Here is a 15,522-nt window from a genome sequence, read left to right as displayed (position 1 = left end):
GGGTGGAGCGCACCGGCGTCAAGGCTGGTCCGGTCAATGGCGGCGGAAAGTGGGGATAGTTCCCGACCCTGTCAACATGGGGCTGACGCTTGCCAGACAAGGAGCACAGGTTTACGGCTCCCCGCAGAGTTGTTCCAAGAGCAATCAAAGCGATTATGGCCAATCCCCCGACCCGCGCCTCTGACGAATCCGCCGTGCGTGAGCAGACCACGCAGGAAGCCGCAGGCTATCTCATAGAGATGCTCGCCTCCCTGTCTCACTTCGCCCACAGGGCGGACCTGAACAATTCCTCGGTGATGTTGGCGACCGCCGCGCATGTGATCGAACAGGAATGCCGTCAGCTGACGCGGAAGTCGCCGGTCTCCAATCCGGACGCGGACCACACGACGCTGTTTCCGTTCTCACCCGATGGCAGTCCGCGCACGAACGGCACACGCTCCTAGACGCTACAGACCATGCCGTTGGGCCAGACTTCGCACCGGCCCGCCAGTTCCAGCTCCACCAGCGCCGCGAGCACGACGCGCGCCGGCGCCTGGGTCAGCCGCGCCAGTTCGTCACGGGACACCGGGGTGGGCGAGAGCAGGTCTGCGATGCGTTCACGAATATCTGCGACGGCGTCATCAAGGGCGCGCGCATCCTCGAACTCATCTTCATAATCCGCGCCAGAGGGCTCTTCGAGTTTCGGGCGACGGGCGCCGGACAGGATATCGATGACATCCTCCACGCCCTGGATCAGGGCGGCGCCATCCTGCAAGAGGCGATTGGAGCCGCGGGCGCGCGGGTCCATGGGCGAGCCGGGAACCGCCATCACTTCGCGGTTCTGTTCCAGCGCGTAGCGCGCCGTGATCAATGAGCCGGAGCGTTCCGCCGCCTCCACCACCAGAACGCCCAGAGACAGTCCCGAGATCAGTCTGTTACGGCGCGGGAAGTCACGTGCCTGCGGGCTGTAGCGGGGCGGGTTTTCACTCACCAGAAGGCCCTGTTCGGCGATGGCGTGATAGAGCGCTTCATGCTCGGGCGGGTAGATGGAGGTGAGCCCGCCGGCGAGGACGGCGATGGTCCCGGTTTCAAGGCTGGCGGCATGAGCGGCGCCGTCTATGCCGCGCGCCAGACCAGACGCAATGATCACGCCGCGTTCACCCAGTCCGCGCGCCAGATCGCCCGCGAAGCGCAATCCGGCGGCGGACGCGTTGCGTGCGCCCACCATGGCGCAGACCGGCTTGTCCTTGATGGAAAGCGAGCCCTTGACCGTGACGACGGGCGGCGGCGGATCAAGAGCGGCAAGGTCTGCCGGGTAATCGAATTCACACGCGCACAGAAGACGTGCGCCGATGCGGTCGATATCCGCCAGCTCATCTTCCGCCTGATCTCGGCCGATGGCTTTGAGCGGCTTGGCGCGACCGCCGCGTTTGGACAGGTCGGGCAGGGCGTCGATGGCGCGGCTGGCCGTCTCGAAGCGGTCGATGAGTCTGGCGAAGGTGACAGGTCCAACCCCCGATGTGCGCGACAGGCGAAGCCAGTCCACGCGTTCGGTCGGGGAGAGGGACCGTTGCGTCACGTCTTCTTCGCCCCGATCTTGGGTTCCTCGCCCGAAAGGATGCGACCGATATTCTCCCGGTGCCGCCAGTAAAGCAGCACGGCGAGGAAGAGAGCGAGGATCGCCACATCCTCACGCCCGAAGGCGTAAGCGAGCGCCGGGGCTGCGAGGGCCGCCACAAGCGCGGACAGCGATGACATGCGCAGCATCAGCGCCATGCCCAGCCAGACAAAGCAGGTGAGCGCGCCAACGGGGAAAGAGGCCGCCAGCAGTACGCCGAGGAAGGTCGCGACGCCCTTGCCGCCCTTGAATTTCAGCCAGACCGGGAAGCAATGGCCGAAAAAGGCCGCGCCGCCTGCGATCAGGCCGGCGACCGGATTGGCGAGATAGGCGAACAGCAGGCAGGCGAAGCCCGCCTTGCCCGAATCCAGAATGAGGGTGGCGAGCGCCAGATCCTTGCGGCCCGTGCGCAGCACATTGGTCGCGCCGATATTGCCCGAACCGATGGCGCGGATATCCCCAAGCCCGGCCAGCCGGGTGAGCAGCAGGCCGAACGGGATCGAACCGAACACATAGCCGACGACCAGAGCCGCCGCATACCAGGGATCAAGCATCATTATTCATCTTCCAGTTGATGGATAATCGCGCCTTCCGCGACCGTGATCAAGGTGCGACCGAACAGGCGGCGTCCGGAAAAGGCGCTGGGCGCGCGGCATTGCATGGGGCCACGGCCATAGACGAAGGGCGCGTGCGGGTCGAACACCACAAGGTCAGCGGGCGCGCCCTCTGCGAGACGGCCTTGTTCCAGCCCCAGAATATCCGCCGGGCCCGAAGTAACCGGGCGCAGGGCTTCAGCGAGACTCATCCGGCCATCCTCAACGAGGCCGCACAGGACGGGCAGCAGCGCTTCCAAAGTGGCCGAGCCGGCTTCGGCTTCGGGGAAGGGGTGAGCTTTGGACTCATTGGTCAGGGCGGTGTGGTCGGACACGATGGCGTCGATGTGGCCCTGGGCCAGCGCATCAATCAGCGCCTGACGATCGCTTTCGCTGCGCAGGGGCGGTTCGAGCCGGTAACGCGGATCAAGACCGCCCGTATCCATCTCGTTGAAGCTGAGATGGCTGACCGGAACCGTGACAGCGACTTCCAGACCGTCAGAGCGGGCGGCGCCAACAGCATCAAGCGCTTCACGGGTGGTGACCCGGTCAAAGATCAGGCGCGCGCCCGTCAGCGCCGCCAGCGCCGTATCGCGCTTGAGCGCCATGACTTCGGACTGGGCCGGGCGCGAGGGCAGGCCCAGACGCATGGACAGATCGCTTTCGGTCGCCAGCGTGCCGCGGCTGAGGCCATGATCCTCCGGGCGCAGGCTGACCCAGGCGTCAAACCCGCCCGCATAGGCCAGAATGCGACGGGCAAGGCGCGTATCGGCGACCGGCTGGCCGCCATCCCCGAGATAGAGCGCGCCGGCGCGCAGCATCAGACCGATCTCGGCCATGTCTTCAGGCGAGCTGACGCAAAGACCCGCCGCATAGAGCCGGACCGCGCTTGTCAGCGCCGCCGCATTCACGGCCGCAATGTCTTCGGGCGTGCGGAAACCGCCGCCGCTTTCAGGCGACAGCACCAGCGTGGCGACGCCGCCTGCTGCTGCTGCGCGGGCGGCAGCGTCCACGCCGCGTGCGCCGGTCGAGGCCGGGTCGGCGGTGCAGCGCATGTCGATGAGGGCCGGCGCCAGCACCGCGCCTTTGACATCAATGACCTGTTCGTCGTCATGCGCTTCGAGATCGGGGCCGATCTCCTCGATCAGGCCGTCGCGCACCCGTAGGGCGCCAAACTCGTCCCGACCCGAATCCGGGTCGACCAGGCGGGCGTTCTCAAACAGCATCATGCCCCGTCTCCCAGACCATCGGCATCGTGGTTGCGCATGTCTGCAATCGTGGAGTTGGGCGCGCGGCCGGTGATCAGCTCAAGGATGGCCGAGCGCACCGCGACGCCGCTTTCCACCTGCTCGAGGATCAGGGCGCGTTCGGGATCGTCCGCCAGTGCGCCATCAATCTCCACGCCCCGGTTCATCGGTCCCGGATGCATCACAAGGCAATCCGGCGCTGCGCGTTCGAGGCGCGTCTCGTTGAGCCCCCACAGCGCGGCGTATTCGCGATCAGACGGGATCAGCCCGCCGGTCATGCGTTCTTTCTGGATGCGCAGCGCCATGACGGCGTCACAGCCTTCCAGCGCTTCATCAAGGTCATGAAACACCGTCACGCCCCAGCGATCGGCGTCTGCGGGCAGAAGCGTTGCGGGGCCGCATAGGCGTACTTCGGCGTTGAGAAGGTTCAGCAAGGAGACGTTCGAACGCGCCACCCGCGAGTGCAGGATGTCGCCCACGATCAGGATGCGGCGACCGCCCACTTCGCCCCAGCGGCGGGTCAGGGTGAAGGCGTCCAGAAGCGCCTGGGTCGGGTGTTCATGGGCGCCATCGCCTGCATTGACGGTGGGCACGCCGGTGACGCGGGCGAAGTGCGCGGCGGCGCCCGCCGCCTTGTGGCGCACCACCAGCACGTCCGGGCGCATGGCCGCGAGGGTGAGGGCGGTGTCATCGAGACTTTCGCCCTTGGAGATCGAGGCGCTGCCCGCGGCGAAGTTCACCACATCGGCGCCGAGGCGCTTGGCGGCGATCTCGAAGCTCGCGAGCGTACGGGTGGAGTTTTCGAAGAACAGATTGATCTGGGTGAGACCCTTGAGGGTGTTCCCCGCCTTGTCGCCCCGCCGCGCATTGTCGAAATGATGCCGGGCGCGCTCGAAAATCATCTGCACGTCGAGCGGGTTGAGATCCCCGACACTCAACAGGCTGTCATGGGGAAAATCGTAGGCGAAGCCTGAGCGCTCCATGAAGGCGCCTCCCGAAAAGCATTTGCGGCGGTATAGGCGCGCGCACGGGTTCGGGCAAGATGAACGGTGTTTCAGTCGTTCAGAGCGAGAGCGCTATCGCCGCGGCCACAGGCAAGGTGATCACACTGGTGAGCACCGTCAGCGTGATCATGCCCGCCGTCAGTCCGGCCTCGCCGTCAAAGTCGGCGGCGACAGCGTAGATGAACGCAGCCGCGGGCGCCGCGCCTGCAATCGCCATCAGCACGGCGATATCCCCTGTCAGCCCGAACGCCAGCGCCAGCCCCAGATAGACCACCGGCCCGATGCAGGTGCGCAGGATGGCGGCGGAGAGCAGAACCTTGAGCCGGCCCTTGAGCGCCTTGAAATCCAGACCCGCGCCCATGGAGAGAAGGATCACGGCCATGGAGCCTGCACCGATCATCTCGATCGGACCGACCAGGAAGGAGACGCGGCCCAATCCGGAGAGATTCGCCAGAAGGCCCAGAACGCAGGCGAGCACCACCGGATCCCTGGCGGTCTTGAGCAGCGCCGCTTGCAGGCCGCGCCCCGAAGTCAGCGCAAAGCTGGCCACGGCGGAGGCCGCGCCAATGATGACGCCGGTGGCGGACACAGCGGCGCCCGCGCTGGCGATTCCCTCACCGAGCAGGCGGTCAGCCAGGGCGAGAGAGAGGACGATGTTCCACATGACAGCGCTGGCGATCATCGGTGCGGTGATGCGGCCCGAATTGCTGACCAGACGGCCCAGCAGCAGCGCCAGCGCGATCATGATGAAAGAGCCGAGCGCCGAGACGCCGGCGAGGGTCAAACTGTTACCGCCCTCAAACTGCGCCTGCGCCAGCAGCGCGAACAGGAAGCTGGGCAACAAGAGGCGATGGTTCAGCGCGTTCACCCCGCGCCAGTGTTCACGCGGGATATAGCCGAGCGCGCGGACGCCATAGCCCAGGGCGATAACGATGAAGACCGGCAGGAAGGCGGAGAGGATAATCTGCGTCATAGAAAGCTGGTGGTCCAGATCCAGAAAGGCATGGCGAGAAAGGCTAGAAGCGTGGTCGCGGTCACATGCCCGGCCATCAGGCGCGCATCTCCGCCCAGCTCTGCGGCCAGCACATAGGCGGCGGCGGCCCCCGGCGTCGAGCCGATGGCGGCGAGAAGCGCCAGCGCGATGCCCTCAACCCCGAACATTTGCCCGAGCAGTATGAATACGAGAGGCGAGATAATGAGCTTCAGGCTGACCGACAGCATCAGCAGCTTGGGACGCGCCTTCAGCGCCGAGAAGTCGAGCCCGGCCCCGATCGCCATCAGGATCAGCGGCAGGGCGGCGCGCCCGGCGAGCGCTGCGGTGTCCGCCACCGGGCCGGTCTGGAACAGGCCCAGTGCATTGCACGCTGCGCCCAGAAGGCAGGCGATAATGAGTGGATTGGTGATGATGCGCATGCCGACGCGGCGGGCGTCGGGTTTGACATCGCTCGTCCCCCAGATCGTCAGCACGATGACGCACATCACATTGATCAGCGGCACGGTGGGGGCGAAGACGAGGGCGGCCAGCGCATTGCCCTCAGTCCCGAAGGCGGTTCCGGCCAGCGCCAGCAGCACAAAGCCGTTCCAGCGCACCCCGCCCTGAAACAGGCTGGTATAGGCCGGGCCGTCCACAGGCAGGGGTTTGAGGGCGAGGCAGATCAGCCCCATCACGGCAAAGCCCAACGTCACGGCGATCAGGAATGAGCCTGCAGGCAAGCCCGCATAGTCCGCTCGCGAAATCGTCGAGAACAGCAGGGAAGGCAGGAGCGCCTGATAGCTGAGACGGTTCACGCCCAGCCATAATTCCGTGCGCACAAGCCCTGAGCGCCGCATCGCCCAGCCGAGCGCGATCACGCCGAAAATGGGGATCAGGGCGCTCGCGACGGCATTCATGGGTTCGGATCGTCCGGGGCGAGGGGCGTATGAGTGACGCCCTGATTGATGCGGGCGATGGCGCTTTCCAGAATCACCGCCGCCGCCTGCGCATCCACAAAGTCTTTCCGGTGAGAAGGTTTTACCCCGGCCTCGATCAGCGACTCGGTTGCGGCAAAGGTGCTCAGGCGTTCGTCCTGATAGGCGACAGGCAGGTCGCGCAGACGCAGAAGGTTCGTCACGAAGGAGCGCGAAGACTGCGCCCGACGCCCGTCCCCGCCATTCATGTGCAGCGGCAGGCCGACAATCAGACCCACGCAGGCGCGCTCGTCATAGAGCTTCAGCAGGGCTTGGGCGTCCTTTGTGAATTTCTCGCGCTGGATGGTGGTCAGCGGCGTCACGAGGGTGCGGTCGGTATTGGACACCGCCACGCCCAGCGTTTTCGTGCCGGGATCAATGGCCATCAGCGGGCCTTGGGGGAGCAGGGCGGGATCGAGAAACAGCATGGCTTCCGTTTAGGCCTCTGGACCGCGCAAGGGAAGAGCCGGACTCCGTCACAATCTTGCGCCGCAGCACCGGCGTTGGTACGCAGAGCGCTTAGCCTTGCCCTCCCATTCGGAGACCTGCCCATGTCTGTGACCCAAGACGATGTCCGGCGCATTGCGCGTCTGGCCCGCATCGCCGAGCCGGCTGACCGTCTCGATTCGCTCACCAATGAACTCAACGGCATTCTCGACTGGGTCGAAATGCTCAATGAGGTTGATGTCACGGGCGTCGAGCCGATGACCACTGCGGTCCAGACCCCGCTGCCCCTGCGCGCGGACGAGATCACCGATGGCGGCAAGCGCGACGATATTCTGGCCAACGCCCCGAAAGCCGAAGAAGGCTTCTTCGTTGTGCCCAAGAGCGTGGAGTAAGCGCAGATGACCGAGTTTACCCAGCTCTCCCTGTTTGATGTGCTCGACGGCCTTGAGAAGAAGGACTTCTCGGCCGTGGAAGTCGCCGAAGCGACGGTGAAGGCGGCGGAAGCGGCGCAAGGCGCGCTCAACTGCTTCACCTCGATTGATGGCGACAAGGCCAAGGCCATGGCCGAAGCGTCTGATGCGCGCCGCGCGCGCGGTGATGTGGGTGCGCTGGAAGGCGCGCCGATCGCCATCAAGGATCTGTTCGGCGTCTATGACGTGGAAACGACCGCCAGCTCGAACATCCTCAAGGGCTTCAAGCCGCGTTACGAATCCACCGTCACCGGCAAGCTCTGGGATGCGGGCGCAGTGTTCTTCGGCAAGACGTCCATGGATGAATTCGCCATGGGCTCGTCCAACGAGACCGCCGCCACCGGCCCGGTGATCAACCCCTGGCGCGCCAAGGGCTCGGACGAGAAACTGGTCCCCGGCGGCAGCTCTGGCGGCTCTGCGGCGGCGCTGGCGGCCGGCATTTCCTATGGCGCGACCGGCACCGACACCGGCGGCTCGATCCGCCAGCCTGCGGCCTTCACTGGCCTTGTGGGCGCAAAACCCACCTATGGTCGCTGCTCGCGCTGGGGCGTTGTCGCGTTCGCCAGCTCGCTCGACCATCCGGGCCCGTTCGGCAAGACGGTGAAGGACACCGCGCTGCTCACTCAGGTCATGTCGGGCCATGACCCGAAGGATTCCACCTCCTATCCGGGCGACGTGCCGGACATGGTCTCCGCGGTCAGCCGCGGCGTGAAGGGTCTGAAGATCGGCATCCCGAAAGAGTATCGCGTCGACGGCATGCCGTCCGACATTGATGCGCTGTGGGAGAAGGGCGCCCAATGGCTCAAAGAGCAGGGGGCGGAGATCGTCGAGATTTCCCTGCCGATGACCAAATACGCCCTGCCGGCGTACTACATCATCGCCCCGGCGGAAGCCTCCTCGAACCTGGCGCGCTATGACGGCATGCGCTTTGGCCAGCGCGTCGAGGGTGAAGACCTGATCGACACCTATGAGAAGACGCGCGCCCAGGGCTTCGGCAATGAAGTCCAGCGCCGCATCCTCATCGGCACCTATGTGCTGAGTGCGGGCTATTACGATGCGTACTACCTCAAGGCCCTCAAAGTGCGCCGCAAGATCCTTGAGGATTTCAACGCCGCCTTTGAAGGGGTGGACGCCATCCTGACGCCCACCACGCCGAGCGCGGCCTTTGGCATTGGGTCGAAAGCCGATGCGGACCCGATCGAGATGTATCTCAACGACATCTTCACCGTGACCGCCAATATCGCCGGCATCCCGGCGATGAGCGTTCCCGCGGGTCTGGACAAGAACGGCCTGCCGCTGGGCCTTCAGGTCATCACCAAGGCGCTGGATGAGGAAACCATGTTCGCCGTCGGCGGCGCGCTGGAACAGGCCGCAGGCTTTACGGCGAAGCCGGAGCAGTGGTGGGGGTGATGAGCCTCGAGCCGCTTTCCTTGCTGGGATATGCGGGAGGATCTTGGTCAAGCTTCAAGAAGCGTCCGATCCTCTCCTGCCTGGCGTGGGTGAGTATGCTCTTGATCGTTCTTGGAGTGATCGGGCTGATGGGCATTGTGCCTGTCAATCTGGATGGGTTTCCTACTCCGTGGAACGCATTCCTTGACTGGGCCGTGTTTGTGTTCGCTGGGTTTGTTGGTTTGATGGCCTGCTCTGTCACAGGATTGTGGCTCAAGCTCAGTGAGACAACAAAAGGGTTTGACGACTAATGCCGCTTCCCCGCCTCCTCATGATCGGCTTCGGCCTGGTCGCCATATTCGGCGCGTTGCTCGCGTCCGGGCGACTGGGTGAGGGCGGCGTGCAGATGGCGGTGGGGATCACGCTGCTGGTCACGGGCGCAATCGGGGTGATGAACACCATCTTCTTCACCCGGCTCAAACGCTCGCTCGATGACATGGCGAGCAAAGCCTCGGATGCGCCCGCCAGCGACGCTTCGAACGGGGAACCGTCCTGATGCGCGCGATCTGGTACGAGGCTCAAGGCGCAGCCGACGATGTGCTGACGCTGGGTGAACGCCCCGACCCCCAGCCGGGCCCCGGCGAGGTGGCGGTGTTCATCAAGGCGTCGGGCGTCAATCCGTCGGACGTCAAAACCCGCGCCGGGCTGCGCGCGCCGATGAGCGTGGCAAGGCAGATCCCGCATTCGGATGGCGCGGGCGTGATCCGCGCGGTGGGTGAGGGCGTGGACCCGGCCCGCATTGGCGAGCGGGTGTTTGTCTTCAACGCCGCCTTCAAGCGCGCGGGCGGAACGTGCGCGGAGATTTGCGTCGTGCCCGCCGAGTTCACCGGCGCGCTGCCTGACGCTGTGAGTTTCGATGAGGGCGCGGCGCTGGGTATTCCGGCCCTGACCGCCCATCGCGCGCTGACGGCCAACGGCCCGGTCACCGGCAAGACACTGCTGATCACCGGCGGCGCGGGGGCTGTGGGGCTGCAGGCGATCCAGCTCGCCAAATGGATGGGCGCCGGCAAGGTCATCACCACGGTGTCGGGTCCTGAAAAGGCTGAAGCGGCGCTCGATGCGGGCGCGGACGAGGTGGTGAATTACCGCCAGCAGGACGTGGTTGAGGCCATCGAGGCCATGACCGAGGGCGAGGGCGTTGACCACATCGTCGAGGTGGAGTTCGGCGGCAATCTGGCGGCGTCTGTCGCCCTGATCCGCCCGCATGGCCTGATCGCCAGCTATGGCAGCGAGGGGGAGAAGACGCCCGAACTGCCGTTCTATGATCTGATGTTCAAAAATGCCGGGTTTCAGAGCGTGTTCGTCTATACGCTCACCCCGGCCCAGCGGGCCGCCGCCGTTCAGGATGTGACCCGTGCGCTCGCCGAAGGCGCGCTCAAACCGCGCATCGACAGCGTCTACGCCCTGGAAGAGTGCGCCGACGCCCATAAACGGGTGGAGGCCGGAGACAAAATCGGGAGCGTCATCGTCACGCCAGCCTAGAGTTTGCCGCTGTCGATAATTGCCTCATCCATTTTTGCCTTCCATCCTGACAATGTGTGGATCAGCATTGTCGCGCAATGAAGCGCTTGGAACGAATCCTCCCCAAATACCGGGTTGTCGACCAGGATGTCGCCGTTTGCCTTGTCCGTGAGGCGGACATGGCACTCAAAAGGGGCTATGTCAGATTCAGACGGTTGATCGATCTGGTACAACAGGGTTCTGGACTGATCCGGAGTGTGACATTCGCCGGTTAGTGTCATGATTTGATGCTCTGCCAAGCTGATCTGGGGGTAATTATGCCAAGGTCTGAAAATCAGGTTTTCCGAGTTTCCTCGCTATTCTTCGATCCTGAAGTTTAACTTTACAGGATCTGGCCGTCATCCTGCTCGCAGTCTATGGTGGCGCGAAAGTCGCGTTTATTGGGGGCGTGGACGTTTTGAAATCAGCTCTGGGGCATCCCGTCATACGCTATGGCCTAGCCCTTGTGGGGGCGATGTTCATTGTGGGCTTCGTACTGACACGCCTTTACATGTTTCTGGGCGGAATTGGTTTTATCTATGCCCAGATCGCTTATTGGTTTGTTTATCAGAACCTTGGCGCGAAAACCCCAAAGCTGGACCGGGAAGCGCAGTTGCGACGCCGTCGCTGGGACCGGACTCGACGCCGCGCGAGGCTTGCTGGGCACTGAATCTCGCACGTCCGCCCGCTTGACCTGATCGCGCTTTGGTTCGATGACTGCAGCAGCGTTTATTTCATGCGAGACCTGACTGATGCCACTTGACCATTCCGATCACACCTACGTCATCAAAGGCGCCACAGGCGATTGGGAACTCGTCATGGGGCTTGAGGTGCATGCCCAGGTCAAATCCAACGCCAAGCTGTTCTCCGGCGCGGCGACGGCCTTTGGCGCAGAACCCAACACGCAAGTGTCCCTGGTGGATGCGGGCATGCCGGGCATGCTGCCCGTCATCAACGAAGCGTGTGTGGCGCAGGCCGTGCGTACGGGTCTGGGGCTGAACGCCCAGATCAACGCCTTCTCGCGCTTTGACCGGAAGAACTATTTCTATCCCGACCTGCCGCAAGGCTATCAGATCAGTCAGTTCGCCCATCCGATTGTGGGCGAGGGGGAGATCGAGTGCGAACGCGATGACGGCACCCTGTTCACCGTGGGCATTGAGCGCCTGCACCTCGAACAGGACGCCGGCAAGTCGATCCACGATCTTGATCCCACCGCGACCTATGTAGACCTGAACCGCTCCGGCGTCGCGCTGATGGAGATCGTGTCCCGCCCGCATATCCGCACCCCTGCGGATGCGGCGGCCTATGTGCGCACCCTGCGCACCATTCTGCGCTATCTCGACACCTGCGGCGGCGACATGGAGAAGGGTCAGCTGCGCGCTGACGTGAACGTGTCGGTCTGCCGTCCGGGCCAGTACGAGAAATTCATCGAGACCGGCTCGTTCGAGCATCTGGGCACACGCTGCGAGATCAAGAACGTCAACTCGCTGCGCTTCATCATGCAGGCCATCGAGTACGAGGCCCAGCGTCAGGTGGATATCCTGGAAGAGGGCGGAACCATCGATCAGGAAACCCGCCTGTTCGACGCAAACGCCGGCGTTACCCGCTCCATGCGCTCGAAAGAAGAAGCGCATGACTATCGCTACTTCCCTGATCCCGACCTGCTGCCGCTGCAGCTGGAAGAGAGCTTCATCGCCGATCTGAAGGCGAACCTGCCTGAACTGCCCGCCGAGAAGCGCAAGCGCTTCGTCGAGGAGCTGGGCCTTTCTGAATACGACGCCTCGGTTCTGGCGGCTGACAAGGATCGCGCGGACTATTTCGAGAAAGTGCTCGAAGGCCGTGATCCGAAACTGGCCGCGAACTGGGTCAATAACGAGCTCTTTGGTCGTCTGAACAAGGAAGGCCTCGGCATCACCGAAAGCCCGGTCAGCCCCGAACAGCTGGGCGGCATCGTCTCGCTGATCATGGACAAGACCATTTCGGGCAAGATCGCCAAGGACGTGTTCGAGATCGTCTGGGCGGAAGGCGGCGACCCGGCCAAGATCGTTGATGATCGCGGCATGAAACAGGTCACCGATACCGGCGCCATCGAGAAGGTCATCGACGATCTGATCGCGGCGAACCCCGATCAGGCCGAAAAGGTCAAGGACAAGCCCAAGACCATGGGCTGGTTTGTCGGCCAGGTGATGAAGGAAATGGGCGGCAAGGCCAACCCGCAAGCCGTCAACGAAATCCTCGCCAGGAAACTTCTGGGCTAGGCGTTTCGTCATTCAGAACAAAACCCCGGAGCCATGCTCCGGGGTTTTTGTTTTGCCCTGAAACCCCGGCCAAGCGCAGCGCCGAGCCGGGGCCTCCCGCAGGACAGGGCGCTTAACGCGGACGGAGGTCCCGGGTCTTCGCTACGCTCGCCCGGGAATTCATTCTCGGTTCTTTCTCTCTCGTCATCCCGGCCTTCCCCGGGAAAAGTGGAAAGGGGAAACACCGCCAACCCCGCGCGCAAACGCAGGGGAGAGCGAAGACGGGTCGCGCGAGAGCGGGGCGTCTTGAGTGGATGAAAAGCTGTTTGAGAACCGATCCCGGCTCCCGCGCTTGAGATGTTTTTTCAGGTTCACCGTCCGGAGACTTCTGCGCTGTCGCGCCGCCGGTGCAGTCACCGCCTCATCAGACGCCGCTGCCCTGGACCGCCCGGTGAGGGCCCGCCTTTTCGAACAGAGTGTGCGTTAAACGCTCTGTCCTCGGGACATCCCGCCCCTCCCAGCCTGAACGCGCCGGCCGCCCGCCCTGGAAGGAACGGGATGCAGTATGGCGCGACTTTCAGAGGGGGCGGATAAGTTTGACGCTCTCCACACCGGCTCTGGTGACACGCCGGGCGAACGCGCTAATTTGGGCGTATGACCCAACAGCCTCAGTCCGCCATCTCTGACATCATCCCCGTCGACGAGATCAGCTCGCGCGCCGAGCAGATCTGGGAATGGGTGCAGGTGTCCGCCCTGAACATGGACAATGCGCTTCAGCTGGCGCTGATCGTGGCGGCGTTCGCCCCGGCTCTGCTGTTCGGGCCGCGCCTGCGCAATTTCATTCATGAAAAGACAAAGACGCGGATCAAGACCGGCTTGTGGCGGCGCCTGCTGACAGCGGCGCTCGCGCTGATGACGCCGCTCGCGCTCTATCTGGTGCTGACGGTGATCCGGGTGGGGCTTGGGGCGCTTGATCGCCCTGTCGCCATTATCAGCGCCGCGATCAGCCTGATGAGCGCCTGGCTGATCATTCGCGCGGTCACCCTGATCATCCGGTCTGAATTCTGGTCTTCGCTGGCCTTCTACATCGTCTGGCCCATCGCCGCGCTTGATGTGTTCGGCCTGCTCGATGACGTGATCGTCCAGTTGCAGGCGCTCGCCATTCCGCTGGGTGAAACCAGCGAAGGCGAGCCGGTCCAGCTGAGCCTGTTCGATGTGCTCCGGACCATGATCTATTTCGGCCTGCTATTCTCGATTGCGAGCTTCGCCGGACGGGCCATTGATCGACAGCTGCAGCAATCAAAAGAAATCTCCCCGGCGCTGAGCGCGCTGATCTCCAAGGTTCTGGGCGTGCTGCTGCCGGTGCTGGCGCTGCTGATCGCGCTGCAGATGACCGGCTTCAATCTGGCGACGCTCGCGATCTTCTCCGGCGCGGTCGGTATTGGCGTGGGGCTGGGCTTGCAGAAGACCGTGTCGAACTTCGCCGCGGGCTTCACGCTGTTGGCGGACAAGTCGATCAAGCCGGGTGACGCCATCTCGGTGGACGGACAGTTCGGCTGGGTGACGGGCATGCAGGCGCGCTATGTGTCGATCCGCACGCGCGACGGCACCGAAATGCTGCTGCCGAACGATCATTTCATCAATAACGGCGTCACCAACTGGTCCAAGTCCGACCAGATCGTCCGCCTGCACGCGCCGTTCGGCGTGTCTTACGGCACACGCGATCTCAAGAAGGTGCAGGCCCTCGCCATTGAAGCGGCCAAGACCGTGGATCGGGTCGTGCCGGAGCGGGACCCGGTCTGCAATGTCATGGAATTCGGGGATTCGTCGGTGAATTTCGACCTGCGCTTCTGGATCCGCGATCCGCAGAACGGTCAGGCGAATGTGCGCTCGGACGTCTATCTCGCCCTGTGGGAAGTCCTGCACGAGGACGGCATCGAGATCCCGTTCCCGCAAATGGATCTCTATGTGAAGTCGTTACCGGATCGTGCGAAAGCATTGCAGGCGGAAGCGGACGAGGACTAGGCCGAACAGCTCGCCCCGCCCAGAACGCAGAACTGGGCGCAATATTTGTGGTTCAGGCTGACGGGTTTGAGGCTGGCTGCCAGCGTATCGGCGAGCTCGAACTCACTTTCATAGGGCAGGAGCGTGCAGGCGATGACGCTCGGCCGCTCTGCGCCGCGGCGCTTGATCACCATGCGCTGGCTGGCGCACATGATGTCCTTGGGGTTCTGATCGAGAATGCCCCAGCACGCCACAGTGATTTCGGGCGGATCGCCGGCCTCATCCATTTCGGGGAAGATCACGAGGCGGGCCGGGTCCTCTGAGGGAATGTCCACGCCCAACCTGTCAAACAGCGCCTTGAAGCCCGCGCGCGCCTCGGCATCGGTCTCGTTCCAGAGCGAGCGGCCTGCGGCGCTGAGCGTGAAGCCATGCGACGCCAGCCACTGCATCCCCTCGATCGTGGCGTCAAAGCCGCCGGGGCCGCGCTCGGCGTCGTGATACGCGCGCGTGTAGTGATCAAGGCTCAGCCGCATCTCGATCCGATCGCCATGGCGCGCCTGAAGGTCGAGAAGGCCTTGCTGAACGCGCGGTCGCATCATCGGCTTCATGGCGTTGGTCAGCACCAGAACGCGGTGGCCGCGCTCGAGCGACACCTCCATGAGGCGGATCATGTCCGGGTTCATGAAGGGCTCGCCGCCGGTGAAGCCGATCTCGACGTCGCCAAAGCCGAGTGCGTCGATCTCTTCCAAATAAGAGATCACGTCCGCTTCGCTCAGATAGACGAGGGCGTCATTGGTCGGCGAGCTGAGGATGTAGCAGTTCTTGCACTCGATATTGCACAGCGTGCCGGTGTTGAACCACAGCGTCTTGAGCGTATCGAACCCCACCGCCGCCCGGCGTTCGCCCTTGGCGGTGGTGACAGGGTCGGAGAATTTGAGGAGCGGCGCTGAAGCGTCAGGCATGAACGGTCCGAGTCAGAAGCTGTACTGAGGCTAGCGAAGCTAGGGCAGGCTCACGCGCCCGGCAA

General features: G+C 63.9%; 17 protein-coding genes. 8 read left to right on the top strand and 9 right to left on the bottom strand.

Annotated elements, in window-relative coordinates:
- The first annotated feature begins 155 nt into the window (after nucleotides 1-155).
- Nucleotides 156-443: a hypothetical protein gene (locus tag ACFELO_RS07890; protein ID WP_440957232.1), complete on the top strand. Its 288-nt coding sequence runs from the start codon at nucleotides 156-158 to the stop codon at nucleotides 441-443.
- Here the strand turns inward: ACFELO_RS07890 and dprA are convergent.
- From dprA to ruvX, 7 genes are all read right to left on the bottom strand, one after another.
- Nucleotides 440-1,558 (bottom strand): DNA-processing protein DprA, encoded by a 1,119-nt coding sequence (gene dprA / locus ACFELO_RS07885; RefSeq protein ID WP_440957231.1) that lies wholly within the window; start codon nucleotides 1,556-1,558, stop codon nucleotides 440-442. The genes ACFELO_RS07890 and dprA overlap by 4 nt on opposite strands.
- On the bottom strand, nucleotides 1,555-2,154 hold the full coding sequence (plsY, locus tag ACFELO_RS07880) for a glycerol-3-phosphate 1-O-acyltransferase PlsY (RefSeq protein WP_440957230.1): 600 nt from the start codon (nucleotides 2,152-2,154) through the stop codon (nucleotides 1,555-1,557). Before plsY ends, dprA begins: the two co-directional genes overlap by 4 nt.
- Nucleotides 2,154-3,419, bottom strand: coding sequence for a dihydroorotase (locus ACFELO_RS07875; RefSeq protein ID WP_440957229.1), 1,266 nt, complete (start codon nucleotides 3,417-3,419; stop codon nucleotides 2,154-2,156). Before ACFELO_RS07875 ends, plsY begins: the two co-directional genes overlap by 1 nt.
- Nucleotides 3,416-4,420, bottom strand: coding sequence for an aspartate carbamoyltransferase catalytic subunit (locus tag ACFELO_RS07870; protein WP_440957228.1), 1,005 nt, complete (start codon nucleotides 4,418-4,420; stop codon nucleotides 3,416-3,418). Before ACFELO_RS07870 ends, ACFELO_RS07875 begins: the two co-directional genes overlap by 4 nt.
- A gap of 79 nt (nucleotides 4,421-4,499) precedes the next feature.
- A complete protein-coding gene (locus tag ACFELO_RS07865; protein WP_440957227.1) occupies nucleotides 4,500-5,414 on the bottom strand; it encodes an AEC family transporter in 915 nt (304 codons plus the stop codon).
- Entirely contained in the window at nucleotides 5,411-6,331 is a 921-nt protein-coding gene (locus ACFELO_RS07860) for an AEC family transporter (RefSeq protein ID WP_440957226.1), read from the bottom strand. The genes ACFELO_RS07865 and ACFELO_RS07860 overlap by 4 nt, the downstream gene beginning before the upstream one ends.
- Nucleotides 6,328-6,816, bottom strand: coding sequence for a Holliday junction resolvase RuvX (gene ruvX, locus ACFELO_RS07855; RefSeq protein ID WP_440957225.1), 489 nt, complete (start codon nucleotides 6,814-6,816; stop codon nucleotides 6,328-6,330). The genes ACFELO_RS07860 and ruvX overlap by 4 nt, the downstream gene beginning before the upstream one ends.
- 123 nt (nucleotides 6,817-6,939) lie before the next feature.
- Between ruvX and gatC the strand changes: the two genes are divergently transcribed.
- Genes gatC through ACFELO_RS07830 form a run of 5 tightly spaced genes read left to right on the top strand, consistent with a single transcriptional unit; the run spans nucleotide 6,940 to nucleotide 10,236 of the window.
- The gene (gene gatC, locus ACFELO_RS07850; RefSeq protein WP_440957224.1) at nucleotides 6,940-7,227 is read left to right on the top strand and encodes an Asp-tRNA(Asn)/Glu-tRNA(Gln) amidotransferase subunit GatC; all 288 of its coding nucleotides are present in this window, start codon (nucleotides 6,940-6,942) and stop codon (nucleotides 7,225-7,227) included.
- A 6-nt stretch (nucleotides 7,228-7,233) separates the two neighbouring features.
- Nucleotides 7,234-8,715: an Asp-tRNA(Asn)/Glu-tRNA(Gln) amidotransferase subunit GatA gene (gene gatA / locus ACFELO_RS07845; protein WP_440957223.1), complete on the top strand. Its 1,482-nt coding sequence runs from the start codon at nucleotides 7,234-7,236 to the stop codon at nucleotides 8,713-8,715.
- Nucleotides 8,715-9,005: a hypothetical protein gene (locus tag ACFELO_RS07840; protein ID WP_440957222.1), complete on the top strand. Its 291-nt coding sequence runs from the start codon at nucleotides 8,715-8,717 to the stop codon at nucleotides 9,003-9,005. Before gatA ends, ACFELO_RS07840 begins: the two co-directional genes overlap by 1 nt.
- Nucleotides 9,005-9,250, top strand: a complete 246-nt coding sequence (locus ACFELO_RS07835) for a hypothetical protein (RefSeq protein WP_440957221.1) — start codon at nucleotides 9,005-9,007, stop codon at nucleotides 9,248-9,250. The genes ACFELO_RS07840 and ACFELO_RS07835 overlap by 1 nt, the downstream gene beginning before the upstream one ends.
- On the top strand, nucleotides 9,250-10,236 hold the full coding sequence (locus tag ACFELO_RS07830) for an NADPH:quinone reductase (protein WP_440957220.1): 987 nt from the start codon (nucleotides 9,250-9,252) through the stop codon (nucleotides 10,234-10,236). Before ACFELO_RS07835 ends, ACFELO_RS07830 begins: the two co-directional genes overlap by 1 nt.
- Here the strand turns inward: ACFELO_RS07830 and ACFELO_RS07825 are convergent.
- Nucleotides 10,233-10,496 carry a hypothetical protein gene (locus ACFELO_RS07825; RefSeq protein ID WP_440957219.1) on the bottom strand — a complete coding sequence of 88 codons (264 nt, stop codon included), beginning with the start codon at nucleotides 10,494-10,496 and terminating at the stop codon, nucleotides 10,233-10,235. The two genes, ACFELO_RS07830 and ACFELO_RS07825, sit on opposite strands and share 4 nt — an antisense overlap.
- A gap of 510 nt (nucleotides 10,497-11,006) precedes the next feature.
- Here ACFELO_RS07825 and gatB point away from each other — a divergent pair.
- Both gatB and ACFELO_RS07815 read left to right on the top strand, forming a co-directional pair.
- Nucleotides 11,007-12,512, top strand: coding sequence for an Asp-tRNA(Asn)/Glu-tRNA(Gln) amidotransferase subunit GatB (gene gatB, locus ACFELO_RS07820; protein ID WP_440957218.1), 1,506 nt, complete (start codon nucleotides 11,007-11,009; stop codon nucleotides 12,510-12,512).
- 633 nt (nucleotides 12,513-13,145) lie between these two features.
- The gene (locus tag ACFELO_RS07815; RefSeq protein WP_440957217.1) at nucleotides 13,146-14,516 is read left to right on the top strand and encodes a mechanosensitive ion channel family protein; all 1,371 of its coding nucleotides are present in this window, start codon (nucleotides 13,146-13,148) and stop codon (nucleotides 14,514-14,516) included.
- On the opposite strand, the gene ACFELO_RS07810 is transcribed toward ACFELO_RS07815, so the two are convergent.
- Nucleotides 14,513-15,457: a radical SAM protein gene (locus ACFELO_RS07810; protein ID WP_440957216.1), complete on the bottom strand. Its 945-nt coding sequence runs from the start codon at nucleotides 15,455-15,457 to the stop codon at nucleotides 14,513-14,515. The two genes, ACFELO_RS07815 and ACFELO_RS07810, sit on opposite strands and share 4 nt — an antisense overlap.
- Between the last annotated feature and the right edge of the window lie 65 nt (nucleotides 15,458-15,522).

Origin of the sequence: Oceanicaulis sp. LC35 (genome assembly GCF_052055585.1) — a bacterium.
GTDB lineage: Bacteria > Pseudomonadota > Alphaproteobacteria > Caulobacterales > Maricaulaceae > Oceanicaulis.
The sequence above is the reverse complement of the archived record's forward strand: the minus strand, read 5'-3'. Positions and strand labels throughout refer to the sequence as shown.